This is a genomic window from Paenibacillus sp. LRG-1, from assembly GCF_057220305.1.
This window is the reverse complement of the sequence record NZ_CM170126.1, coordinates 5,794,290-5,820,602: the sequence shown is the minus strand read 5'-3', so window position 1 is coordinate 5,820,602 and position 26,313 is coordinate 5,794,290. Positions and strand designations below refer to the sequence as shown.

General features: G+C 45.9%; 15 protein-coding genes and 2 pseudogenes. 10 read left to right on the top strand and 7 right to left on the bottom strand.

The features are described 5' to 3' along the window. The first annotated feature begins 83 nt into the window (after positions 1-83). Positions 84-794, top strand: coding sequence for a GntR family transcriptional regulator (locus tag ACUUJN_RS25785; RefSeq protein ID WP_023990962.1), 711 nt, complete (start codon positions 84-86; stop codon positions 792-794). A 95-nt stretch (positions 795-889) separates the two neighbouring features. Here the strand turns inward: ACUUJN_RS25785 and ACUUJN_RS25780 are convergent, their stop codons facing one another. Next, positions 890-1,426, bottom strand: a complete 537-nt coding sequence (locus ACUUJN_RS25780) for a PadR family transcriptional regulator (RefSeq protein WP_068939140.1) — start codon at positions 1,424-1,426, stop codon at positions 890-892. A gap of 212 nt (positions 1,427-1,638) precedes the next feature. Here ACUUJN_RS25780 and ACUUJN_RS25775 point away from each other — a divergent pair, with 212 nt between their 5' ends. Further along, positions 1,639-2,910: an L-lactate MFS transporter gene (locus ACUUJN_RS25775; protein ID WP_023990960.1), complete on the top strand. Its 1,272-nt coding sequence runs from the start codon at positions 1,639-1,641 to the stop codon at positions 2,908-2,910. Between the two features lie 36 nt (positions 2,911-2,946). Next, on the top strand, positions 2,947-4,896 hold the full coding sequence (locus tag ACUUJN_RS25770) for an oxidoreductase (RefSeq protein ID WP_023990959.1): 1,950 nt from the start codon (positions 2,947-2,949) through the stop codon (positions 4,894-4,896). A gap of 172 nt (positions 4,897-5,068) precedes the next feature. Here ACUUJN_RS25770 and ACUUJN_RS25765 read toward each other — a convergent pair whose 3' ends face one another. Further along, entirely contained in the window at positions 5,069-6,610 is a 1,542-nt protein-coding gene (locus ACUUJN_RS25765; RefSeq protein ID WP_484669081.1) for a family 43 glycosylhydrolase, read from the bottom strand. Positions 6,611-7,012: 402 nt separating this feature from the next. Between ACUUJN_RS25765 and hmpA the strand changes: the two genes are divergently transcribed. Then, complete coding sequence (hmpA, locus tag ACUUJN_RS25760) at positions 7,013-8,245, top strand: NO-inducible flavohemoprotein (RefSeq protein ID WP_484669080.1); 1,233 nt, start codon at positions 7,013-7,015, stop codon at positions 8,243-8,245. A gap of 110 nt (positions 8,246-8,355) precedes the next feature. On the opposite strand, the gene serS is transcribed toward hmpA, so the two are convergent. After that, positions 8,356-9,645 (bottom strand): serine--tRNA ligase, encoded by a 1,290-nt coding sequence (serS, locus tag ACUUJN_RS25755; RefSeq protein ID WP_484669079.1) that lies wholly within the window; start codon positions 9,643-9,645, stop codon positions 8,356-8,358. Between the two features lie 717 nt (positions 9,646-10,362). On the opposite strand from serS, the gene ACUUJN_RS25750 reads away from it, so the two are divergent. From ACUUJN_RS25750 to ACUUJN_RS25735, 4 genes are all read left to right on the top strand, one after another. Further along, the gene (locus ACUUJN_RS25750) at positions 10,363-12,915 is read left to right on the top strand and encodes a DUF2339 domain-containing protein (RefSeq protein WP_484669078.1); all 2,553 of its coding nucleotides are present in this window, start codon (positions 10,363-10,365) and stop codon (positions 12,913-12,915) included. Positions 12,916-13,077: 162 nt separating this feature from the next. Next, positions 13,078-14,427 (top strand): sodium-dependent transporter, encoded by a 1,350-nt coding sequence (locus ACUUJN_RS25745; RefSeq protein WP_013312591.1) that lies wholly within the window; start codon positions 13,078-13,080, stop codon positions 14,425-14,427. Positions 14,428-14,703: 276 nt separating this feature from the next. Beyond that, positions 14,704-16,662 (top strand): acyltransferase family protein, encoded by a 1,959-nt coding sequence (locus tag ACUUJN_RS25740; protein WP_023990954.1) that lies wholly within the window; start codon positions 14,704-14,706, stop codon positions 16,660-16,662. A gap of 195 nt (positions 16,663-16,857) precedes the next feature. After that, positions 16,858-17,814, top strand: coding sequence for a polysaccharide deacetylase family protein (locus tag ACUUJN_RS25735; protein ID WP_028540861.1), 957 nt, complete (start codon positions 16,858-16,860; stop codon positions 17,812-17,814). A gap of 77 nt (positions 17,815-17,891) precedes the next feature. Here ACUUJN_RS25735 and ACUUJN_RS25730 read toward each other — a convergent pair whose 3' ends face one another. From ACUUJN_RS25730 to ACUUJN_RS25720, 3 genes are all read right to left on the bottom strand, one after another. Beyond that, positions 17,892-19,019, bottom strand: coding sequence for a glycoside hydrolase family 88/105 protein (locus ACUUJN_RS25730; protein ID WP_023990952.1), 1,128 nt, complete (start codon positions 19,017-19,019; stop codon positions 17,892-17,894). A gap of 49 nt (positions 19,020-19,068) precedes the next feature. After that, positions 19,069-20,601 carry an MFS transporter gene (locus ACUUJN_RS25725; RefSeq protein WP_028540860.1) on the bottom strand — a complete coding sequence of 511 codons (1,533 nt, stop codon included), beginning with the start codon at positions 20,599-20,601 and terminating at the stop codon, positions 19,069-19,071. A gap of 112 nt (positions 20,602-20,713) precedes the next feature. After that, a complete protein-coding gene (locus ACUUJN_RS25720; RefSeq protein WP_076295202.1) occupies positions 20,714-22,066 on the bottom strand; it encodes a right-handed parallel beta-helix repeat-containing protein in 1,353 nt (450 codons plus the stop codon). Between the two features lie 331 nt (positions 22,067-22,397). Here ACUUJN_RS25720 and lepB point away from each other — a divergent pair, with 331 nt between their 5' ends. Next, positions 22,398-23,018 (top strand): signal peptidase I, encoded by a 621-nt coding sequence (lepB, locus tag ACUUJN_RS25715; RefSeq protein ID WP_484669077.1) that lies wholly within the window; start codon positions 22,398-22,400, stop codon positions 23,016-23,018. 61 nt (positions 23,019-23,079) lie between these two features. On the opposite strand, the pseudogene ACUUJN_RS25710 reads toward lepB, so the two are convergent. Further along, positions 23,080-24,281 (bottom strand): annotated as a pseudogene (locus ACUUJN_RS25710) (GTP-binding protein). 326 nt (positions 24,282-24,607) lie between these two features. Between ACUUJN_RS25710 and ACUUJN_RS25705 the strand changes: the two are divergent. After that, positions 24,608-26,296 (top strand): annotated as a pseudogene (locus ACUUJN_RS25705) (methyl-accepting chemotaxis protein). The last annotated feature ends 17 nt before the right edge of the window (positions 26,297-26,313 follow it).

Genomic DNA, 26,313 nt, shown 5'->3' with positions numbered 1-26,313 from the left:
CCTGCAGAACAAAAAGAACCAGCGCTACCGATGTTTTGGTAAAATGCTGACATAAAACAATTTTTAGTACAGGTGGTAGACAGATGAACAAATACGAGCGGATTGCACAAGAGGTCAAAGAGCGGATTATGAATAAGACCTATAGCAGTGATGATCCGATTCCCGATGAGATCTCACTGGCAAAGGAGTTTCGTGTAAGTCGGATGACGATTAAGCGGGCATTGGACACATTGGTGATGGATGGGTTGCTGAATCGTAAAAGAGGACACGGAACCTTTATCGTCAAATCAGTTCACAATGGCCCTGTTAACGTTGTCGTAAATGAAATGCTGGGGTTAACCAACGTATTGCGCGGGAAAGAGATCAAAAATAAAATCGTCGCCTTTGACGTTCAATTTCCATCCGAAGAGGTAGCGACCCATTTATTTATTGATGCCAATTCTCCTGTATATCATGTGATCCGTCTGCGTGTCGTGGAGGGTGAGCCCTACGTTATCGAGCGCACATACATGCCCACGAAGCTGATCAGCGGTATTACAGAGGAGGTGCTGTACGGCTCGGTGTACAAACATATTAAGGAGGAGCTGGGACTTAATATTGTCGGTTCACACCGTACCATCCGGGCATCCAAGTCAACGGAACTGGATCGTGAGCATTTGGACTGCGCAGCGGATGATCCAATCTTGGAAATTGAGCAGGTGGGTTATCTGGATACAGGTATACCATTTGAATACTCGTTCTCGCGGCATCGGTACGATAAATTTGTGTTTACCACAGTGAATCGAATGCGTTGATTAGTAAAAAAATAAGCATAAGGGTTCGAGCTACATATTCTCGAATCCTTGTGCTTTTTTGTGTTTACAATAAGTTTAAGGGAAAATGAGATGCTTTATTTTTTACAATAAGCAATAAAACTTTCTATCCATTGTATGGTTATAGTTTCGCGTAAAATAGCACCATCTAATACAAGATAATCGCCAAAATTATCACTATCAAGAGGAGGAATAGTTTCATAACGTTCTTTATTTTTGCGTAAATGTTCCAGCCTATCTTGATGTTGAAGCAGCTGATGTTCCAACAAATATAATCGGGTTGTTATATCCAGATGATTAGAAAAATACATTCTCAGCTTAAACACATCTTTGGGAGTGGGTTCAATAGGCTCTGCTTTTTTTAGCCATTGTAAAAAATCTTCTTTGCCTTTCTCCGTAATCGAATACAATTTTTTTTCTAAAATTTCTCCGCTAATTTGGATCTCGTAGACGATAAGTCCCTCATTAAGCAGTTTTTTTAATTCTGGATAGATCTGACTATGCTTTGCAGTCCAAAATTCGCCTAAATCTTTACTGAATTCTTTACCTATATCATAACCAGTCATAGGTTCTTTATTTAACAAGCCCAGAATGGCATATTTTAAAGTTCTCATAAGGCAATCTTCCTAACATTTTCGTCGTTTATTGGTTAAGTATAACATATTTAGCGAGTCCACAATAAGATTGATATATTATTGAAAACATATTTAATAAAACATATAACTACATACATGTTCCTGTTGATATATTGCAAAGCACGTGTTAATATTATTTCGAAATATGTGAATGATTTCACAATACAACGACGAGGGAGAAGAAGATCTCAGTGGAACTTACAAAAAAGAGATGGATTATTCTGATTGCAAGCTGTTTTATTAATCTGTGTATTGGATCAATTTACGCGTGGAGTGTATTTTCTGCCCCAATGGCAGAATATTTGAGCAGCGTCACAGGACTTAGTTTAACACCGGGGAATTTGGCTATTGCATTTACGATTACAAATTCGGTAGGTCCTATCACGATGATTTCAGGTGGCTGGATTAATGATCGATTCGGGCCCAAAAAAGTGATCTTTGTAGGGGGCTTGCTATTTGGAGGCGGTATGATTTTATCAGGATTTGCAACATCTGTAGGTTACCTGGTATTGGCGTACGGTATCGTACTTGGCCTAGGAACGGGAATGGTTTACGGATGCACAATTAGCAACTCTATTAAGTTTTTCCCTGACAAAAGAGGATTAGTTGGCGGTATAACAACGGCTGCTTATGGAATAAGCTCAGTTATTATACCTCCTATTGCCAATAGTTTAATCAGTAGGTCTGGTGTGACATCAGCATTCATTATCATCGGTATAGCATTTCTTATTATTGTATGTGCTGCTTCTTTCTTCATTGAGAAATGTCCATCTGATTTTGTTCCTGCAGGATGGACACCCAAGACTGTAAATGTTGGCCGTTCTATTCAGAACGACAAAGACTGGAAAGGCATGCTCTCAAGCCCTCTGTTTTATATCATGATCTTGTTATTAATGTGTGGTGCTTTTGCCGGACTCATGTGTACATCACAAGCTTCTCCTATAGCTCAGAAAATGATTGGTATGTCTGCGGCAGCCGCTACGACAGTTGTTTCCGTATTGGCATTGTTTAACACGGGCGGACGAATCGTTGCAGGCTATATTTCGGACAAAATCGGTCGAATCAATACCCTGGCTTTTTCTTCTGTCTTTTCGGTCATAGGACTCACATTGCTTTATTTTTCAGGCGAAGGTAGTGTGTTGACATTCTATATTGGTATTTCAGTTATTGGTTTATGTTTTGGTGCACTGATGGGGGTATTTCCTGGATTTACTGCCGATCAGTTTGGTGTGAGAAATAATAGTGTGAATTATGGAATTATGTTTATTGGATTTGCAACAGCAGGATACTTTGGCCCATCGATTATGAGTCATGTTTACAGCACAGACAGTAGCTATCAGAGAGCCTTTGTCATTGCGGCCGTACTTGGCATAACCGGACTTGTTCTAACATTTGTATATAAGTTCACTACCCGAAAAAATCAGAAGATGGCTGTGGATATGAATCAGAAAGCTATCAATTAACCCATAGCAATAAATACAGATAAGGAGCATGAGATCATGCAAAGAAAATATCCCAATCTATGTAAACCAATTACAATTGGAAATGTGACTTTCAGAAATAGAATGTTTGGCTCTCCTATGGGAGGTACAGATATTACAGCTGACTGCACTATTGGACCGAAATCTACAGCTTTTTATGAATTAAGAGCAAAAGGCGGTGCTGCGTCAGTTACGGTCAGCGAAGTCGTGGTTCATCCTGAGACGGAAGCTTCCCATATGTACCATCTGGATCTGGGGACAGTAGATTCTCTTGCTAGTTTTACCTATACTGCAGACGCTATTCGCCGTCACGGGGCAATTGCCAGTGTGGAATTGTCTCATTCTGGACAGTATGCAGGAACTTATCTGACTGACAAAAATAAGAAACAAGGACTTGCTCAGTGGGGACCCAGTCCAGGAGTACGTCCAGACGGCAGAGAAGTAAAGGAACTTACGCAAGAACTAATTGCTGACATTGTAGCAGCTTATGGTAGATGTGCTGGACTGGCCAAGAGAGCAGGTTACGAAATGATTATGGTTCATGGCGGACATGGATGGTTAATTAATCAGTTTTTTTCTCCTTATTTCAACCGCAGAACAGACAAGTATGGCGGATCTTTGGAAAACAGGGTGCGTTTTGCACAGGAGGTTCTTGACTGTGTTCGTAAAGCTGTGGGTTCTGGCTTCCCAATCGAGTTTAGAATGAGTGGCTCAGAGTTATTTGAAGGCGGCTATGGTCTGACAGAAGGTATAGAAATTGCTAAATTAATCGAATCAAGAGTCGACTTGCTTCATGTATCTGCAGGAACCTATCAGACAGGATTTGGTATCACACACCCTTCGATGTTCTTGCCTCATGGAAGTAATGTTTATCTTGCAGCAGAGATTAAGAAGCATGTAAGTGTTCCGGTTGCAACGGTCGGCGGATTAAATGACCCGGCACAAATGGAAGAAATCATTGCCAGCGGTCAGGCGGATGTTGTTGAAATGGCTCGCGCACTGCTTGCTGATCCAGAGCTTCCAAGAAAGGTGATGAGCAACCGCGACGAGGACATTATTAAATGTCTGAGATGCTTCACCTGTATGGCAGAACGTGCAGAAACATCCACAAGACGCTGTACAGTTAACCCATTAATTGGTCGTGAGATGGATGGAACAGAAATTTACCCTTCCCCTAATCCACGCAAGGTTTTAGTAGCCGGTGGAGGCCCAGGCGGGCTTTATGCAGCTCTTACTGCAGCCAAACGCGGACATAAAGTTATTCTATGTGAGAAGGCTGACGAGATAGGCGGTATTTTGAGGGGAGAGCAAGCGATTCCTTTTAAATATGAGATGTATGAATTAGGTGTTACTCTCGGAAAGCTGGCTAAAGACGCTGGCGTTGAGATCCGTTTGAATACACCTGTTACTAAAGAGTATGCAGAGAAAGAAAATGCTGATGCGTTAATTATCGCAGCTGGTTCCGCAGCAATTGTTCCTCCAATTCCTGGATTGAATGGTGATAACGTAGTCATTGTTAATAACTACTATCTGGAGAAGGATAGGGTCAGCGATAGCGTAGTCGTATTGGGAGGCGGTCTGGCAGGCTGTGAAGCAGCAATTCACCTTGCCCAGGAAGGTAAGACGGTTCATCTGGTAGAGATGAGAACGGAGCTGGCTCCGGATGCTAATATTAGACATCGTCCGATTATGCTAAAAGAAATCGAAAAGAATAACATTCAGGTTCATTTAGGATTTAAAGGGCTGAGTGTTACACAAGAAGGTGTTGCTTGCGCTGATCAAAATGGTGAGGAACATTTTGTTCCAGGTACTTCAGTCATTTGTGCGCTTGGACAACGTCCAAGAAGAAACGTAGTAGATGAGTTAATTGATTGTGCACCTTATGTTGCACAAATCGGAGATTGCGTTAAGGCATCTACTATCACGACTGCAATATATCAAGGATATCATGCAGCGCTTGATATCTGATTATCTGCGACTCACCATCATTGCCCGGCATGGGACACTTCAGGAGTCTAAGAGAGGTACTCGAACATAGCGGTTCAACACAAATTGCACAGCTCCTGCAAATGGGTACAACATTGCGCAAGAGCTGTGCGATATTTTTTTAAGGATTAAGGCAATATTCCAAGTGTGAAAGTTAATTGCCAAGCAATCTTACTTCATGCACCGTCGGGGTATACCAGTTGTTCGGGTTATTGAATAGCACTGCATTTACAAGGTTGATTCGCACGTAGCGAGCTTGAAAATTGACTTTGTCACTGGTAAAACCATACGTGGTATTACCTGTACGATCAATCGTGGAGTAGTTAACTCCATCCATGCTGTATTCAATTTTATATTTGTAATACGCTTCAGATCCTTTGTACATAAACCATGAAATATCCACTTCGCTGATGGTCTTGGTACTGCCTAAATCGACCTGCCACCAAGCGGGCCAGGATGCGGAGGCAGCCTTCCACGAGGTTTGGGCGTTGCCGTCGTTCGCCAGTGAAGCTGGAGAACTGGATGCGGCTGAGCTAGCAGTCGCTGTTTTGCCCTGTGCGTGATTCACAAGGGACGGCAGGATTACTGTGCCTGTCGCAGCATCCAGATCCCAGCTACTGTACCAGTTCAGGGTTGCTGTTTTGTTGGAGTCATTCAGAGTTAGTGGCAACCAGATGAATTTGTGGTCGCTCAGATTGAGCGGATTCCAGCGATCGCCCATATAGATGTAGCTGGTTCCTGCGCTACCTGTAATCGTGGCGATGGAATGGATTTGCGAGCCGTAAGCCGCTGGATCACCGAAGGGTGACAGAGCAGACCAGCTTCCAGTCATGGAACTGGCGGTTGCGTAAGCGCCCTGATTCGGATACCAGCCAGATGCCTGCGAGGTGAACAGGTAGTAGATATTGTTCTTTTTCACAACAGCAGGAGCTTCGCGATAGCCATTTTCAAAAATCCAGCCAACGAACGCCTGCACACCTGTATAATCGGCTGTCAGCTTGAAGATCGCCATCGTATCATTGGCGCCGCCATTTTTACGGGAAGCTGTAATAAGGTAGCCGCTACCGTCCGTATCCGTGAACACCGTCATATCACGAGACTCGTAATTCAGTGGGCGGAAGCTGCCTTGGTAGGCAAAATTTCCGTCGGGTGTATCGCTGGTAGCGACGGCTACACGACCTAGTGAGTAGTCCGTGCCATTTTCATAGTGCGCCCATAGTACATATTTTCCGGTGGTTTTGTTGTAGATAACTTTGGGACGCTCGATTTTGCTCGAATTCAGCTCAGGGGCGGAATCTTTGGTGAGAATACTGCTGCGGAAGGACCAATTTTTCAAATCGGTTGAGGTATATACGTTCACTTTTTCAAATTTCCAGTTTTCGGCGTGCTCGCCGTACCAATAATAAGTAGAACCTACTTTTAGAATACTACCGCTGTTCGCCTGAATCGGGTTACCTGCGGTGTCTTTCCAATCCGCTCCGTTCGTAATGGCTGTGCTTGCTGTTGCGCTCAGGGATAGTTCAGCATTGGCGACGTCCAAACCATTCAGCGCTTGGTTCACCTCGGTCCCGTAGGTTGCTTGCGTAACGCCTGTTGTATTGGCGTGTGCTGTATCGGGTTGAAGACCCGCACTGGCCACTGCGAATAGGATACAAATCCATGCGGCTAACCATTTGCTGCTGTTGATCCACTTCACGATATCATCTGCCTCCTTTAACACGGATAGGATGGGTCGGAATGGCTTGTCCGGCACCTCATTTTCGATTTTACCCTAATTGGAAGCGTTTACAAGTGGAATAAATTGAAGTCTTTAGCATGGTGAAACTGTTGTTAGGAGAAAGGGCAAATCTGATCACTACATACAAAATAAGTATATAGATATTTGAAACTTTGAGGAAAGCTCGTCAGTTATGTGGGAAGCGTTTGTAATTGTGCGTTTTGTCATTGACACGTTCACATTATTTCAAATTTAAAGTGACTGGAATCACATAAACGGTTACTTTATGTGGGTATACTTGCTTTAAATTGAGGGTTACAAATGGAACATATGTTGAAATACCCTTTGTTATCTTATTTTGGAGAGAAGAGGGATACAAAGATGCTAAGTGAGCAAACCATTGCAACGATCAAATCGACTGTACCTGTTTTGGAGGTACACGGAACTACAATCACCAAGCGTTTTTACCAGATGTTGTTTGAGGCCCATCCCGAGCTTCTCAATATATTCAATCACGCGAATCAGAAACAAGGACGTCAACAGGGAGCGCTGGCCAATGCTGTATACGCGGCTGCACAGCACATTGACCGTCTGGAGGAAATTCTTCCGGTGGTACGTCAGATTGCACATAAGCATCGCAGTTTGGGAATTAAGCCCGAGCATTACCCTATCGTCGGAAAATATCTGCTCGCTGCGATCAAGGACGTACTGGGAGATGCGGCTACAGACGAGATCATTGCCGCATGGGCCGAGGCCTATGGTGTGATCGCTAATGTATTTATAGACATGGAAGCTGAAATGTACAAGGAGGCTGGACAGCAGCAGGGAGGCTGGTCAGATTTTAAGAGCTTTGTTGTGCAGAAAAAGGTTAAAGAAAGCGACCAGATTATGTCCTTTTATCTGGTGCCGCAGGATGGACAGGTGTTGCCTGAATTCGAGCCCGGACAATATATCAGCTTAAAGATGGAAATCCCGGGAGAACATAATACCCACATTCGTCAATACAGTCTTTCGGATGCACCGGGCCAACCTCACTACCGAATATCTGTAAAGCGAGAGGATGCTGTAGAGTCCCGTCCGGCAGGTAAAGTATCCGTGTATCTGCATGAGCAGGTGCAAGAGGGCGATGTGCTTCAGGTATCTGCACCGGCGGGTGATTTTACGCTGGATCGGACAGATCGCAGACCTGTCGTGCTGATCAGCGGAGGGGTCGGACTAACCCCGATGGTCAGTATGCTGGCTTCCTTGGTGAAATCTGCTCCGCATCGGCCTATCACCTTTGTCCACGCAGCAGTCAACGGGGATAACCATGCTCTGCGCAATGAGGTAGAAAAGCTGGTCGCCACACATGATGCACAGGCTGCAGTTCGTTGGTGTTACAGCAGACCAACGGAGCAGGATCGGCTGGCACAGGCTTTTCACAAGGAAGGTCGTTTGGATCTGGACTGGTTGCAATCCGTGATACCGGAGCGTAACGCACAATATTACTTTTGCGGCCCTGAGGGATTCATGCAATCGGTATACGGCCTGTTGAAGGAGTGGAATATCCCTGCTTCGGATATCCACTATGAATTCTTTGGCCCTGCCAGCGCTTGGGAAGCAGAAGCACAATGACACAATGAAACATCAAAAAGACGAAGGATATTTGTCCTTCGTCTTTTTTGCGATGATTACAATGGGAAATCCTGCTCATGGGTACTACTTTTCAAAGTGCACTCCTGTTTTCATAACAAGGGAGTACGCAAAAATTCCATACCTCGCGGCATATATGGGCGTAAAGCCTCCGGAATACAGATCGAACCGTCCTCTTGCTGGTGATGCTCCAGCAATGGAATCAGAATCCGGGGCGAAGCAACCGCTGTGTTGTTTAGCGTGTAACAATATCGCAGCTTCCCGTCCGCATTGCGGTATCGGATGTTGGAACGACGCGCCTGAAAATCAAGCAGCTGGGACGACGAATGTGTCTCGCCGTAAGCTTGACGGCTGGGCATCCATGTCTCAATGTCCACCTGCTTGTAGGTTTTTTGCGCCATGTCGCCTGTACAGACAGCCATCTTACGATAGGGCAGTTCCAGCAGTTGAAGCAGGTCCTCCGCATTGCGCGTAATCTCCTGAAACATCTGCTCTGAAGCGTCCAGGCTGGCTTCACAGATGATGACCTGCTCGACCTTGGCAAACTGGTGCACACGATACAGTCCGTGCACATCCCTTCCGGCCGAGCCGACCTCATTGCGGAAGCATACGGACACGGCTGCCAGCCGAATCGGGTCCGTAACATCCACGATCTCACCGCTGTAATACGAGACCAGCGGCACTTCCGAAGTGCCTACAAGCCACTGATCCTCACCTGTGATGCGGTACGTCTGATCCAGTCCGAGCGGGAAGAAACCAGTGCTGCGCATGGCCTCTGCACGTACCATCAGCGGAACATCCAGCAACTGGAATCCGCGTCCAGTCAGCAGATCCACCGCAAGCTGCTGCACAGCTCGATGCAATGCAACCCCTGCTCCCGTCAGATAGTAGTTACGGGTACCGGCTGTTTTGACACCCCGAGGGACGTCGATTAGCTTATGAAGCTCACCGAGCGTCATATGATCCTTTGGTTCAAATCCGAAGTTCGGAACCGGCCCGACCTGCTCCAGTTCAACATTATCCTCATCCGATCTCCCCCATGGCGTATCTGGCGATACGATATTAGGCATCAGAAGCAAGAGTTGTTGAAACTGTTCCTCTACTTCCTGTTGCGGGGCTTCCAGAAGATCTAGTCGTCCGTTAATTTCTTTGACCTGCCGCTTTGCCACTTCTGCCTGTTCACTCTGGCCGGCATGGATTAGCGCGCCAATATCCTGACTACATTGATTACGCTTCTGCCGAAGCTGTTCCACTTCCTGAAGTAGCTGTTTTCTCCGATCATCCAGGGTCAACAGCTCTGCGACCGATACCTGTATTCCTTTGCCGTCTGCTGCTGTCTGAACCTGTTCTTGATGCTCTCTGATCCATTTGATATCCAACATGACACCGCACTCCTTTTCGGATAAAAATACAAAAAGCGCCCTCATCCACATGGGACGAGGAGCGCTTTGATCTCGCGGTGCCACCCAAATTGACCAGACAGCATGACAGATGTCATAACTCTCCAATCCACTTTGCTCCGCTGTAACGGGCGGGTCCGGTTTACTTAGGTACATATCGCCATATCCTACGCTAACGTATGGTCCTTGGCGTAAACGCCTCCGAGTTGGATGCTCTTCATAGGCATAATATCGTTTGCTTTTTTGTAAGTATACGGATTTTTGGCAGGGTAATCAAGGGCATGAGTCTGCACATTGAATTAATTCCTTTTTTCATCGTGATCTTTCCAATAAAAATAAATACACAGCGTAATTAAAATAAGTGGAAATAAGTAAAAAGCATCATTAAACCCTGAGGAATGGGTGACTCTTAAATAGTATAAAAGCCAAAACATAGACATGCTTGCTATCAAAGCTATAGTGCCACTTATTGAATACATGTATATCTCCTTTCAATTTGGATTTCATGTTTGCGAAGGGGAAAGGTAGGCTTTATTTCATATGTATATCCATTCTACTTCATCTGCGATCATGAAACTGGAAGAATATATAAGTAAAAGCCCCAATTTAACGCCCAAAATGGGCTATAGTCTCTATAATGCCTTTTTAATTTCATGTAAAATGTAATGATTACCAAAATGGACAGCGATGGAGGAGAACATGGAGGATTTTAAAGATCGTTTACATACGATCCGCCAAGAACAGAACAAGCTGCTCAAAGAGTATCAAACATTAATCGCGGACTATGAAGCCTCAGATATCATACTGGAGAATGAGGTTCTGCGAAAAAAGTTCGAGGATTATCAGGCTCGCTGCATTCACTTGGAAGAGCGAGTACGACATATTGAGCAGGAAAATGGAAAGCTGCGCACTGCGCTGACGGAGCAAATGTTGAGTGAAAAGGCGAATATGATCCGCATTTCGCGTGAAAAGCTGGAGACCTATTTTGCCTCCAGAACCACAGAAGGGGAAAATCGGCTGACATCCTTTGAATATGGGGCTAAAAACCGGGTGGACCAGCTTATTCAGCAAACTACGCATGAGCTTAAAGAAGATCAGGACGAGATCGTCGCCAGATTACGACTGTTCTCAGAGGAGATTCGTGACCGAATCATGGAGCAACGCGGGCGGTTTCAGGAGGCCGAGCGCAAATTGCTTCATCAGACGGCAAGCGAGCTCCAGCAGCTCGGAGAAGAAGAGATCAGCGAAGAAACGCTGCAGAAGCGCATGAAGCAAAACCAGTTTGAAATGAAGCTAGGCTTGAACTGGATCAACAAGCTGGGGATTTTGCTCATTATATTGGGTGTGGGAGCCGCTTTTAAATACTCATACTCGAACTGGTTTACAGGAAATATGAAGGGCGTGGCCTTCTTTCTGCTAGGAGCGTTGATGCTGGGCGGCGGGGAATGGCTGTATCGCAAGCAGAAGCAGATCTTTGCGCTCGGTATTTTGGGCGGCGGTATTTCTGTACTGTACGGATCGATTTTTTATAGCTACTTTTTGTTAGAAATCATAGGAATGTATACAGGCATAGGCTTATCCGTACTCGTTACGGTGACCGCTGTGCTCCTGTCATTAAGGTATGAATCCCGAACGATATGCTCTTTTGGTTTAGTAGGGGGATATCTCCCGCTCTTTTCCTATATGGCAGCGAACGGACTGGAAGGGAACGCCGTGTATATCGCCATGGGCTATTTGTTCCTGTTAAACTTGCTGATTCTTCTTGTATCCTTCCGCAAACGGTGGGTCGTCGTGCAATATATCAGCTTTTTACTTAATACGCCCTTGATGATTGTGCTGGCGTGGTTATCGGAAAGTGCCGTAGCGAGCATGCTGTATGCAGTCATTACATTTGCGATGTACCTCGGGATGACGCTGTGGGTGCCGTTCCGTTTAAAATCAAAACTGTCATGGCTGGATTTCTCCCTTTTGGCTCTGAATACAGTCGTGAGCTGTTCCGTTCTGTATTCTCTGTTCGGCGACGCAGGCCTGGATGATTATAAAGGCTTGCTGGCTCTCGTCTTTTGCTTGGTGTACGGGGGTCTGGGACAATGGGTCCGTCGATATATTCCAGAGGAGAAACAAACCAAAATATTATTTTATGCGACTTCGTTGACCTTTGCCATCCTTATGGTGCCGTTCCAGTTTGGAGTTAGATGGTTATCCATGGGCTGGTTGATCGAAGCGGTTCTTCTTACATTATATGGGCACCGTTACCGGTTGAAGGAATTGGAACGAGCTGGCTGGGGCATTTTATTACTGTGTCTGGGCGCATTCTTTTTCGTCGATTTCCCTATATATCTGTTGTCAGGATTTGAAACAGACTATTTTGGACTCAAATATACGCTCATTACACTGGGAATGTTAATCGTTACCGTCTTCTATGCGAGTGAATTTAGCCGTCCGAATGCTTTCAAAAACAATCGTTTGTACGAAATGCATATCATGCAAGGATTTAAATATGTAGCTTTGGTGAACGTGTATTTCTACCTTTTGTATGAAGCCGGGCATTGGTATAACATCGTTGTATCCGACGGGTTTGTCCATTACACCTTGTACAAAGTGTTGTTGTACACCTGCGTATCGCTGGTGTTGGCTTATTTCCTGCCTAAGGTGAGGTTGCTGTATGATCGGGTGATTAAATACTACAGCTTGGCGTTGTACGTCATAGGCTACGCGCTGGCACTGGTGATCACCGTAACGGTTCCAACCTTGCATGAAAATTATGCACAAAATACGGCTGCTGATTATGTGGCGTTAGTGGTACTCGCAGCCTTTAATGTGCTGGTATTCTTCAGCAGCAGGGATTTTCTGAACGCACTGATGACCCGACATTATAGAAGCAATGAGTTGTATCCGGTCATTATGGGTGTATATTTGCTGGGTATCATAACCGCCTTTCTCGGAGTTCAGTTCCGCCTGGGGGATGCTGGTCTTGTGTTCAGTCTGGTGTATTTACTGCTGGCCATTTTGTATATTGTATACGGCTTCCTCAAGCGAGTGGTCTACATTCGCAGATTTGGATTGGGCTTGACCTTGCTGTCGACAGGTAAGCTGCTGTTGTATGATCTGCACCTGTTAACGACGGGGAGCACGATTGTAGCCTACTTCTCTTTTGGTGTTGTACTGTTGGCGATTTCGTATATTTATCAAAAAGTATCTAATCGCATGGGAGAGACCATAATAAAGAAGGATGTTGAAGAAAATATGTAGTTTTCTGTTGTATTTTGTAGATACGGAACATTATGAAAATAAATCCGGTAATAGTGAAAAATTATGCATGACCTTACATCCTACTTACGCTATAATGAGTAAAAATTATTTATGTACGCATGCTCATGTTTATGCGTAAGTAGAGAGAATGAGGGGGATATAATGAATTTGAGCAAGGGGCAGAATAGCCTGTCTGATAAAAATGAACGCTTCTCGTCTGCTGGATTCATATTGGCGGCGATCGGGAGTGCGGCAGGACTAGGTAACATATGGAAATTTCCGTATATTACAGGACAATATGGCGGAGCTGCATTTTTCTTATTGTTTATTGTCTGCCTGTTGCTTGTTGGTTTGCCTGTACTTTTAGCAGAGCTTGCGCTTGGTCGTGCAGGTCGAGGAAGTGCTGCTTCTGCAATGGTAAAAGTAGGCGGTCACCCGATTTGGGGCAAGATGAGCATTATGTTTGTTATCGTGCCTTTTGTTATCTTATCGTTCTATGCCATTGTAGGAGGCTGGACACTGCATTATGCCGTAGAGGCATTTAGCGGAAATCTGTTTTCAAATAATGATTTTGCTGGACAGTTCGCTTCTTTTTCCTCCGGGTATGCGCCGTTGGTTTGGCTGTTAGTTGTTTTTGCATTTACAGCAGTCGTGGTTACTCTGGGGGTATCAAACGGGATTGAAAAGTTCAATAAAATTTTGATTCCTGCCAAGGTCATCCTGTTGCTCGTTTTGATGATTAACGCTCTTATGCTGCCAGGCTCTGGTGCGGGCGTATCCTTCTTTCTGAATCCCGACTTCTCTAAGCTAAGTATAGAGTCTGCATTGGTTGCTTTGGGACATGCCTTCTTCTCACTCTCACTGGGGATGGGAATTATGATTACGTACGGTGCGTACGTGGATCGCCGTCAATCGCTGGGTGGAGCCATGCTGGCAGTTGGTGGCGGAGATTTAATCTATGCGTTTATCGCAGGTATGATTATTTTCCCTACAACCTTCTCCTTCGGAATTAACCCAGCTCAAGGACCATCTCTGGTTTTCATTGCTTTACCGGCTGCTTTCTCGGCAATGCCTTTTGGTGCATTCTTCGGCGGTTTGTTCTTTGTACTGCTGGCGGTTGCTGCATTAGGTTCTATGGTATCCTTGCTGGAAGTTCCAGTAGCCTATGTCATGGAGCGTATGCGTTGGAGCCGGGTTCGCTCTGTTATCGTCGTATCGGTCCTGTGCTTGATGCTGGGCGTCCCTTCTGCATTGTCCATGGGCCTGGTGCCGGAATTAAAAGTGGGGGATAAATCATTCTTTGATTTCGTAGACTTCACCGCTTCCAACATCTTCTTACCGTTAGGCGGTTTGTTGATTGTTATATTCACAGGTTATTACTGGAAGACTGCGGCTGAGCATGCGAACATCAAACCCTTCTGGTTCAACGTATGGTTATTCGGTCTTCGGTATGTTGCACCGATCCTGATGTTGTTGGTCTTCCTTCATACCTCAGGTATCATCAAATTTTAAGAGCATAGAATACTAATAAAAAGGCATTTTCTTCCTAAGGGAAGAGATGCCTTTTTTTGTATATCTATCAGTGGTTACCTAACTGTGGAAAGGAATGATATAATAAAAACATTGTCATTAATTTTAACTTCATTGAAATCATTACGATTATGAAGTTTTATATAATGAATGAAAAGGCTACAGGGCATCGCACAGACGATGTGCAGGAGAGGGAAAGGGCAGAAGAGCATTGAAACAGACAGGGAGCTTGAATTTGCAAGAAGGACGGCGGCTGAAATGAAGTCTAAACAATTGCCGTCACAACGTCGTTATATGCCAGGTTTGGATGGATTAAGAGCGCTGGCGGTCATCGCAGTCATTGTGTATCATCTGAATCCGGATTGGTTGCCGGGTGGTTTGTTGGGTGTAGGCGTGTTTTTTACTTTGTCGGGGTATCTGATTACAGATATTTTGGTGAGTCAGTGGGATACATATCATAGTTTTAAAATGAAAGATTTCTGGTTGCGTCGTGCCAGAAGGTTGCTGCCTGCCATGTTGACGGTTGTGGCTGTCATTGTCCTGTGCTCGTTGCTTTTCGATCCGTCACGGCTAACGGCCTTGCGCGGAGATGTACCTGCCGCATTGGTGTATATGAGCAATTGGTGGTTTATCTTCCATCAGGTTTCGTATTTTGAAAGTTTCGGCCCACCTTCTCCGCTCGGGCATCTGTGGTCGCTGGCGGTGGAGGAGCAGTTTTATATCTTATGGCCTTTACTGCTGGCGCTTGGGCTAAAATTCATGCCCAAGCGTATTGTGCTCGCAGGCTGGGTGACTTGTCTGGCGTTAATATCTGCACTCCTGATGGCAGTGATTTACGTACCAGGAAGCGACCCGAGCCGGGTGTATTATGGCACGGATACGCGCGGATTTGCTCTGCTGATCGGTGCGGCGCTGGCCTTGGTATGGCCAAGCGGCAAACTGAAAGAGCAAGCTTCTCCTAAGGCGCGTATGCTTCTGGACAGCATCGGTGCAATAAGCTTGCTGCTGCTTTGTCACTGGGCGTGGGCCTCGAATGAATATGACCCATCTCTGTACCGGGGCGGCCTGCTGGGCATAGCTTTGGTCACTGCTATTGTGGTCGCAGCGTTGGCACATCCGGTAAGCCACCTTGGTCGTCTCCTTGGAATCAAGCCGCTACGCTGGATTGGAGCCCGTTCCTATGGACTGTATCTGTGGCATGTTCCGGTTATTACGCTAACGACGCCTCAAGTAGATACCGATGGCGTGCATGTGATGCGTATCATTTTACAATTGCTAGCTACCGTATTGCTGGCGTCTCTCTCATTTAAATATATCGAGGAGCCGATTCGCCGTGGAGGATTCCGCCACTGGATCACAGAAATCCGTTCAGCGGTTCGTAGACAGGCGCGGTGGAGATGGATGCCTACAACTACAGCGGCTGTGCTTTTTGCAGGTATTCTCGTGGGTACCGTCCACCTGTACGTGGCGTCTCCTGACGCAACGATTCAGGCGGCATCAAGTGATGAGAAGCCAGTCGCAAAGGCAAAAGCGATGCCGCCGCTTCACGGAACGGTATCCGTGGCTTCCAAGGAGCCCAAAGCCATCAAGCTGCAAGGGTCCGAGGGCAGCAAGGTGCAGATCCCAGTCCCGTCTCAAGCCCAGACGCCTAAAAACACGGCGGTCCAGGCTGGTACTACGGACGATGTTACGAAACCGTCGGAACCTTCGGACAAACCCAAAAAAGCTACGCCTATTACAGGTGATGGGTCGAGTGTGACCGCCATTGGAGACTCTGTCATGTTGGATGTACAGTCGTACATTCAGGATTCCTTCCCGGGAGCTGTTGTAGATGGACGGATCGGCCGTCAGATGGCGGAGGCGCCTGCCGTACTGGAGCAGCTAAGACAGAACGGACAGCTGGGTAAGACAGTTATTATTGAGCTGGGCACGAACGGCGCTTTCACCAAGGATCAGTTAGCGAATTTGCTGGCCAGTCTGAAGGATACGAAGCATATTATACTCGTGAATACCCGTGTGCCTCGGCCGTGGGAGAGTATTGTGAACAAGCATCTTGCCGAAGCAGCGTTGCAGGACCCGCGAATTACAATGATTGACTGGTATGCAGCTAGCTCTGGTAAAAATTCATATTTCGAGCATGACGGAGTACATTTAAAACCTAGTGGTGCTAAAGCTTATGCGTCCTTGTTGGCTCAGGCCTTAACGAAGCAATCGTAATAAACTGCAATGATACTCATAAATTATGCAAATGCAAGACAAGAAAGCCACCAGGAGTAGGTTGTCCTCTGGTTGAAGTGCATCCCTAAATTTTCATCGGCTAAACCTAAGGGTTTTTCCCATGTCCATTCTAAGGTGTGTACATCAACCCTGATCCGGTGGTTTTTCTTATTTTAGTGGGAGGTACATAAGCTAATGGAAAAGGGCTATTCACATAGTAGGACAAGAGAACACCGCTTGAAGAGGAACAGAAAAAGACTAATTTTACTTGCTATTATATTATTTGTGGCAGGCTGTATTACTTTCATTGCGATAAAGGTCTCAGATAACAAAACGCATGCGCCAACACAGGAGCTTGCTAAAAAAACAGATTCCGTATCCAAGGACTCATCAAAAGGTAAAGTAAATGGGGGAGCAAATGGTAAAGCAGTCTCTCCAAAAAGCGACCCCGAAGTAGAAGATGGTGCCTTTGTCGAAAAATATTTAAAACAGCAAATGCTAGGGCAGATGCCCGATGGAGCCGATGGTAAAAAAGTGGCCTACTTATCCTTTGATGATGGTCCATCCGTGACGGTAACACCTAAAATATTAGACATTCTGAAAAAACAGAAGGTCAAGGCAACCTTTTTTATCGTAGGAAAAGAAGCCGATGAAAATGAACATACCAGGAACATTATCAAAAGAATTGTTAAAGAAGGTCATGCGATAGGAAACCACACGTACTCTCATAATTATAAGTATTTATATCCTAACAAGCGGGTAAGCACGGACCATGTTATGCAGGATATTGAGAGGAACAATAAGGTGTTAAAAAGTATTCTGGGGCCAGAGTTCACCACAAGAATGATCCGGTTTCCGGGGGGCCACATGACATGGAATAGCAGAGATCCACAGGGGATGGCTGCTTTGGATAAAGTTTTACATCAAAAGGACTATCATCAGGTAGATTGGAATGTATTAACGAAGGATGCAGAGGGGAAATCCAAGAAGGCACCGGCACTAATCAACCAGTTTATAAGGTCAGTCAAAGGTCGTGAAAAAGCAATCATACTCATGCATGACACCTATGGTAAAGAAGAAACCGCAAAAGCGTTGCCTCAAATTATAGAATTCCTAAAGAAACAGGGATATGAGTTTAAGGTTATGAAGTAGGATATGTTTATATGTAAGAAAAGGACGGGGCTGATGGCCACCGTCCTTTTTGCAATTAAGGTTTATACTTCGCGTGTTTAGATGCGTTCTGCTTCACCCATCGCCTGAATGAAAGCTCCGATACCTTTGGGATCGTTGGTTATAATCGGCTCGCTGATATAGTAAGCGAAGGTGCCATCCCGACGATCTTTACCACCCAAACCGCTTACTTGCACCGTTTTGTTCAGATTCACGAGTCCTTCTTCAGTAATCGTGATAAATTCATCGATAATTCCCTTACGGATAATTTCTGCCTCTTGACGATATTGCTCTGGCAGATAGCCTTTGCGAACGCCCTTGGCAATAGCATAGAGAATCATGCAGGAAGCAGAGGCTTCCAGATAGTTGCCTTTCACATGGCCCAGGTTGAGCACTTGATAAAAGACACCACTTTCTTTATCACGCACTTTCAGCAGGGCTTCCAGTGTTTCCGTCAGCATATCAATCAGGACGGGACGGTCTGCATGATCCTCTGGAATATAGTCCAGCACGTCAACGAGTGCCATAACGAACCAACCCATCGAGCGTCCCCAGAAATTTTTGGAGCAGCCTGTTTCCGGGTTGCACCAATGCTGCTCACCTTTCTCATCCCAGGCATGGTAGAGCAGGCCTGTTTTAGGATCACGTGTATGTTCATAGCAGAGCTTGAATTGCAGGGTCACATCGTCAAACTCTGACGGATCTCCGAATTCACGGATAAATTCAGCGTAGAACGGGGCACCCATGTACAAGCCGTCGAGCCAAATTTGATACGGATAAATTTGCTTATGCCAGAATGCGCCTTCGCTTGTGCGCGGGTGTTTTTCCAGCTGACTGCGTAATTGGTAGGCAGCCTTCTTATATCGTTCATCTCCTGTAGCACGATACAGAGAGAAGAGCAGTTTGCCGTTATTCACATGGTCAATATTGTACTCATCTACTTTATAGCGCTGAATAACGCCATTTTCGTCAACAAAATGATCCATATGTTTCTTTATATATTCCATATACTTGGGATCGCCTGTCAGTTCGCCAACCCATTCCAGACCTCTGTAAATGACGCCGTGGTCATATTCCCATTTTTCGTAAAATTCTGGACTCCGTTGTAGAACGGAATCGCTCATACGTACTGCCCAAGAATCTGTTTTTGTAGGACTGGTTGTTGGTTGTGATGTTGGATTTGCCATGATACAGTCACCTCTTTAGTAAATGTTTAATCTGTATTTGTTATTGTTATTACATAGACGGAGTGTGTGTTTTAGGGTCAACAGGTTTGTTCTTAAAGCCCACATTATTGTTGCCCCAGCACCGATCGTAATGGAAACCTGTCAGTTCCTCGAATACCTTTCGTGCTTCCGGTTTGGCTGATTTCATGGAGCCACCGTTTTTGAGGCGGTCAATTTCGGCGATCAGCTTCTTGTGGCTGTCAATATCCAGCTTCATCACGACAGAAGCAATCATACCGATGATCGCGAGAACGATGGTACCGACCACGAGTACATAAAAGATGGCGTGCTGAGCAGCGACTGGCTGACTATCAGCCCCGGATACAAAGCCAAAATGCTGTAACACCCAGCCGAGAATGAAGACGACAACGGCCCGCACCATTTTTCCGGCAAAAGTCATCATACCTGCATAAATACCTTCCCGGCGACGGCCAGTCAACGCTTCATCCACATCGGCAAGGAACGTGTATTGATTCCAAGGGATGTAGTAGACGCCCCCTGTACCAAGTCCCATGAACAGTGTGATGACATATAGCCATACCATCGTATTAGAGGCTCCCGTTATATAGAGCAGGCCATAACCAGCTACGCTAAAGCAAACGACAACGAGTGCGGCGATGAAAGGCATACGGAACCCTTTACGCACGCAGAATTGGATGAAGAAATAGGTAGAAATCAATTGAATGACAGAGTTAAAGCTGTTCAAATTGGATACCATCTCCGAGCTTTGGAACAAGGAGAAGACAATAAAGTACGTAAAAGCAGAAGTAAACAGCCACTCAGCTGAAAAGCCGCCCAGGTACATCCCGAGATGATGACGGAACGTCTTGACTCGGAAGGTAGAGGAAATGTCGACAAACAACTTTTTCATCGAATCTATAAAGGAAAGCGGAGCTTCACCTTCCAGTTCCTTTTGCAGTTCCTCACTTGGACGTTCCCAGGAGTTTTTGTATAAGAATGCCATCGCAATCAGCAGAATAGCTGCAAAAACGAGACCGGTATAAAAGAAAGGCAATGGAGAGTCTTTGCCATACTCGGCAATAAAGCGACCAGGGATAAAAGCGGCAGCGAAATTGGCAATTTTGCCAAACATGGCCTTCCATCCAGTCAATCTGGAGCGTGCGCCGAAGTCCCGGGTCATCTCCGACGCTAGTGCTTCATACGGCACCATGACAGAGGTATACACCAGTTCAAACAGCACATACGTACTCAGGTAATACCAGAAGCCCAACCCATCTACCCAAAGCATCGGATACACGAGCATCAGCGGGATACCCATCATGATGAAAAAGCGACGTCTGCCGAATTTACGGCCCAAGCGGGTCCGGTGAAAGTTATCGCTGATAAAGCCCATGACCGGATTGCTGATCGCATCTATGATGCTGGCAACAGAGAAAATGGCCGCGGCCTGAACGGGAGACAGTCCGCAAAAGGTTGTATAAAAGTACATTAACCACGCACCGCTAATAGCAAGTGCGCCACTTCCCAGCATGTTACCGCTTCCATAGGCGAGTGTATGTTTCAGTGTGATTCTTCGTTCCATGATCTGTTCACCTCATATTTTGTCTGGTTATGAGGACAATCACCGGTCGCTATATTATGCAGAATTGTCTAAGTTGGTAGATGGGCCAGGGCGTCCTGATTAGGCGGGGCTTTTAACGTGCCCCTATATTTTTTCCGCTCGGAGTACCCGAGCCGATCAGATCGCTTCCTTTGGCCAGCTTAAGGAAATCACCTAGCTGGATGGAACCGTCTGCACTTCGAGTGATAGAAGGCGTGAGACTAACAAAGTCGTCTGCACTGACTACCAGACCTTTGGCATTTGTCGATTTTTTGTTTTTCCACCAAACGCTAGAGTTGTCTTGATCTGTACCGCTTGTTTTGTCACTAGCGCTTCCCTCAAAGGAAAGATTGTTTATGAACACGTGATCACCCTTGTCAAAAGCAAAATTACTTTGTCCATTGTCCCACGAAGTATTATTGGTCAACGTAATGCTGCCGGGGTTGCTATTGTAGGTGAAGCCGTGTTTTTTGTTCTGGAAAGCAATGCTGTTTTTCACAATATGGTTGACTTTGATTTTGTCTCCACCCAGCTTAAATCCGTTGCCGTCGCTGTTCGCGGTAGACGTTCCATCTGAGGTCTGCCCGTTGTGGTGGGCCACACTGTTCAAAATGGTTACTTCGCCGATGGGACCCGTTTCGGTTTTGCTATACAAATCCCAGCCATCGTCTACGTTGTACGCAGCCAAGCAGTTATCAAACACATTGCCTGATCCTACAGTTAATTTAGCCGCGAAGCCATCGGCATCCTCACCATTATCGGGATCAGCGTTATCGTGAGAGTAAGAATTCAAAATCAAATTGTTCGAAGGCCACTCACTAGTGGAAGCGTTAGGCGAGTAACGTCCAAGCTGGAGTCCAGTATCCCGGTTGTGGTGGGTTTCCACGTTTTCGATTCGGTTATTGCTGCCGCCGATATAGATACCATTATCTCCGGCACCCTTTACTTCAAGGCCCTTTACTAGCCAAAAGTCTCCGTTAAGCTGAAGTCCACGATTGGCTGAACCAAAGGCTTGAGCAGAGAAATCAAGTACCGGCTTTTCACTACCGTAAGCGACCAACCCTTTGAGTGAGCCGTTATTGCCGCTGTTTTCACGCTGAATTGTAATCGTTGAGGAGTAAGTGTAGTTACCACCGCGCAGATAAATAGTTTTACCAGGAGCAATTTGTGTAAGTGCTGCTTCGAGCGTGGTAGGACTGGATATTGTACCCGGATTGGACACGTTACCATTTGGCGACACATACAAATCTCCTGCCGCTAACGTTGTGGAGACAGCTGTTGCGTCGGTTGTACTAACTGCCTCTTCTGTGAGTGCAGAAGAAGGGATGTCGTTGGATGACGTATCTGCGTAAGCGGTTCCAATAAGACAAGAAGAAGCGAAAACAAAAGAAACACCGAGCCTTAGAGCGTTAAATCCGTTTTTTGGACGATCATTTCGTTTAAACATGTAATTTCCTCCTTATTTGAGCTCATATTTTAAAAGAAGATAGCATCTATAAAAGTGACTCATGCTGTCTTTCCACTAAAAACAGGACACCTCCTGGGGGGACAGATTGATCTACCATTAGTCCAAAACGCTCTAAGAAGTATATGCACAGTGTAATATATGTTAACGTTTGCATCAACAGTTTTTTACTGTTTTTTTGATATTGTGAAAAAAAGTTCACACTTTTGTTTCAACTAAAAATGCAATTTTGCCAGACTGGGAAAATTTGATTATACTTAAACATTATACATATAATAGGAATGAAAACTGTGAGAAAGGGTGGGTTTAGTGCATGGAGAGTGGAAATCATTTGACGGATTCAACTGTCGAACAATTGCAGGAAAAGCAGCCACGAGTGAAAAATGAGATGATCGATTGGCTTAAAGCCATTATTGTAGCCATTGTGCTCGTGTTCATTATACGTTGGCTATTATTTGCGCCATTTATTGTTGAGGGAGCGTCCATGGAACCGAATTTCAAGACAGATGAACGAGTGGTCGTGAACAAGATGATTTATGATTTTCGTGATCCCAAGCCGAGTGAGGTTGTTGTATTCCATGTGAAAAAGGAACAAAAAGACTTTATTAAGCGTGTTATCGGAGTGGCTGGGGATACGATTCAGTATCAAGGCGATCATCTTTATGTGAACGGTAAGAAAGTAGAGGAGCTATACATTCAGGGAGCTATTCAGAATGCGCACGCCAAGGGAGAACTATATAACAATGTTGATTTTCCAAATGGAACCATAACCGATTCCAAGGTACCTGAGGGTTATATTTTTGTGATGGGCGACCACCGCAATAATAGTAGGGATAGTCGTGCTATTGGCTTTGTTTCTATTAAAGATATCGTTGGCCGTGCGGATGTGATTTTTTGGCCGGTGGATAGCGCGCAATGGGTTAAGCATAAATAATATAAGAGCGCCTAAGAGGGGGGGATTCCTCACTTAAGGCGCTTTTTACTTTATAATCTCATTATATTTTTTTCGTAAACGGGTCAGGAAGCTTGCGCCAATCCTGCTCCATTTCTTCAGGGGTCAGCAGTGTCTCATCCAGGGTGCGCTCGATTTCTTCCCGGTTCATATCGATACCAATAAATACGAGCTTGGTCACCCGGTCACCATACTTTTCGTCCCAGTCAGGTGTCTTTTCGAAATCTTCACCGAGATAGTATTGGCGTTCTTCTTCAGTCAAGGCAGATACCCATAGTCCTGCGCGTGCGAATTGTTTGGAGCCACCCGCCTGACTGAATGTAAAAGCAGTGCGGTTCTGCGTGGCGAGCCACACCAATCCCTTGGAACGTACAACCTCAGCAGGCCATTGAGCCAGCCATTTCAACAAACGTTCGGGATGAAATGGGATTTTGCGCTTGTACACAAACGAAGCAATTCCATATTCTTCTGTCTCCGGTACGTGCTCTTCTTTGTTCATTTCCTGTATCCAGCCTGCCGCCTGACTAGCTGTTTCAAAATTGAAGCGATGCGTGTTAAAAATCTCCTTTGGGTCCACCTTGCCGTACTCGGAACGGATGATTTGGCGTTTGGTTGAATGCCGCGTAACGCTTTTTCCAGTCGTTCCAGCTCCTCAGGGGGTACCAGATCGCATTTGTTAATGATCAGCACATCACAAAATTCCACCTGTTCTATGAGCAGATCAACGATGCCGCGTGCATCCTCTTCTGCCACTTCCTGTCCGCGATCCCTGAGGGAGTCCCTGGAGTAGAAGTCCTTCCAAAATTCCGGTGCATTCACGACGGTGACCATAGTATCCAGTCGGGTCAGCTTGGTCAAATCAATTCCATTTTCCTCATCTACATAACTGAAGGTCTGTGCTACCGGAATGGGCTCACCTATACCCGTGGACTCGATAAGGATATAGTCAAACCTTTTGTCGAGTGCCAGTCGTTCTACCTCTTTTAATAAATCTTCCCGCAAGGTGCAGCAGATGCAACCGTTGGACATTTCCACCAGCTTCTCATCCACACGAGATAATCCTCCACCGTCACGAACGAGATCAGCATCAATGTTTACCTCACTCATATCATTGACAATGACGGCTACCCGCAAGCCTTCCCGGTTGTTCAGCACATAGTTCAGCAGGGTAGTTTTGCCGGAGCCGAGGTACCCGCTTAGTACCGTGACCGGTATTTTCTTTTCCAATTCCATAGCGTTTGCCAACGTAATCACTCTTCCCTTCGAAAGTATCATGAAATGTCGAATGTGCTGTAGTGGTATCATGCGAGATAGGAAAGCAGACGTGCTTTCTTTGTCTTTCTTTAATCGTAATAATTACGAATAGTAAAATTAGTAAATCATTATTAAGAGGAATTGTCAAGGAAGGTAAGGTCACCTGATAAGAACTGTATTAATTTTCAAATCGATAAATAATTAAAATTTTAGGTAATTTGTACGATAAAATAAGTATCCATGATGGAACAGATTCAGCCTAAGTTGTATAGAGTTGTGACGGCATGGCGTCAGATTAGAGAGGACGTATCCAATACATGCGGACAATAGGAATAGGCACAAAAATTAGTGGTATGGTGATCGGCATTTTGATAGTGTTGTCTGTCGTGATCGCTTATGTGGCTACTAGCCGAATGCAGGAGGGTATTGAGGCTTTTGCTACCGAAAAGGCTAAAAATGACTTGAATATGGCAACCCGCCTGGTGGACTACAAATATAGCGGGGCATGGAAGATCAAGGACGGGCAATTATATAAGGGGAGCCAACGGATTAACAATAATGAGGAAATCGTCGATGAAATTGGCGAGGCAACAGGCGATACAGTGACTTTCTTTCAAGGGGAGCAACGGGTAGCGACGAATGTCATGCTGGAGGGCGAACGCGCTGTAGGCACGAAAGTATCGGAGAAGGTGGCTACCGTTGTCTTAAAGCAGGGTCAGCCCTATTATGGTCAAGCGGTAGTAGTTGGCAAAACGTATCAAGCTGCGTACACACCCATCCGCAGTGCGGACGGTGCTGTGATTGGCATTCTGTATGTAGGTGCATCGCAATCGATCATTGACGGGATCATTAGCGGGTTTATCCGCCAGTTTATGATTGTGATTGTGATTGCTATTGCGATATCGCTAACCGTGATTCTCTGGTACATGAGCAGGGTAAACCGCAGACTGAGCCGTGTAGGCCAAGCGCTCGCCAAGGCAGGTCAGGGAGATTTTACTTCTGTCCTGCTTGACCGGAGTGGAGATGAGCTTGGGCGGCTGAGTGTCAACTATAATGAAATGCGAGAAAATTTGAGCATTTTGATTTCCGAGGGCATGCATGCTTGTGGAGCGGTAGCCGATTCAACGGGGCGGCTTGCTGTCATTGCTGAAGCATCGACCAGGCAGGCCAATAGGATTGCAGACACCATCCGGCAGGTTGCAGACGGAGCCGGAGCGCAGACCCGAAGCGTGTTGGAAAATCAGACGGCGATGGAAGAGATGGCTCAGGGCATTCAGAATGTCGCGGAAAATGCTTCTGAGATTGCGGAAGCTGCTATCTACTCCAAGCAGCAGGCGGAGGCAGGAGCGGAAACGGCGCGCCTCACGGTGGAACAGATGGGGGAGCTGCATTCGTCCATCCAGCATACGGAGGCTCTGATTCAAGCGCTTCACCGTCAATCAGGTGAAATCACCGGAATCATGCGGGTTATTCAGGAAATATCTGAACAGACGGGACTGCTGGCGCTGAATGCCTCTATTGAAGCTGCTCGCGCAGGTGAGCAGGGACGATGATTCGAGGTTGTAGCATCCGAGGTGCGGAAGCTAGCAGATCAATCGGGAATAGCCTCCCGCCAAGTGGCGCAGCTTATCCAAAACATTGATGGAGATGTACAGCGCTCGGCAGAAGCGATTGGACATGTGGTAACGCATGTGGACAGCGGGCTGCGGATGATGAACAAGACACATGACAGCTTCGAACATATCGTAGAAAGAAGCACTCACATTGCGGAACGGATCGAAAGCATGGCAGCAACCGCAGAACAAATGTCAGCAGGTGTGCAGGAAGTTACCGCTTCTGCTACTGAAATTATTGTCATCGCCCGCAGGACGAGCGGCGGCTCACAGGAAGTATCGGTTGCAGCCTCTGACCAGATGGAAGAGATTAACCGTCTAAATACCTGCTCTGCTGACCTACAGCTTGCTATGGAAGAGATGCTAAAAGCGCTAGGCCAGTTTAAGGCTTAATGAATACTGTACAGAAG